Raw genomic sequence first — 255 nt, forward strand, 5'->3', positions numbered from 1 at the left:
AGCGACCGGGTTCGAAAGAGCCCGAAAACAGTAACAGGTTTGAACTGAAGAGTTTGATCCTGGCTCAGATTGAACGCTGGCGGCATGCCTTACACATGCAAGTCGAACGGCAGCACGGACTTCGGTCGGGTGGCGAGTGGCGAACGGGTGAGTAATACATCGGAACGTGTCCTGGAGTGGGGGATAGCCCGGCGAAAGCCGGATTAATACCGCATACGCTCTGCGGAGGAAAGCGGGGGATCTTTCGGGACCTCG

The 255-nt window shown here is 57.3% G+C and carries 1 rRNA gene; it reads left to right on the forward strand.

The features are described 5' to 3' along the window. Positions 1-41: 41 nt before the first annotated feature. Positions 42-255, forward strand: a 16S ribosomal RNA gene (locus tag AB4Y34_RS42345); the annotation flags it as partial.

Source organism: Paraburkholderia sp. BR10954 (assembly GCF_040965775.1).
In the GTDB taxonomy this organism is placed as follows: domain Bacteria; phylum Pseudomonadota; class Gammaproteobacteria; order Burkholderiales; family Burkholderiaceae; genus Paraburkholderia; species Paraburkholderia youngii.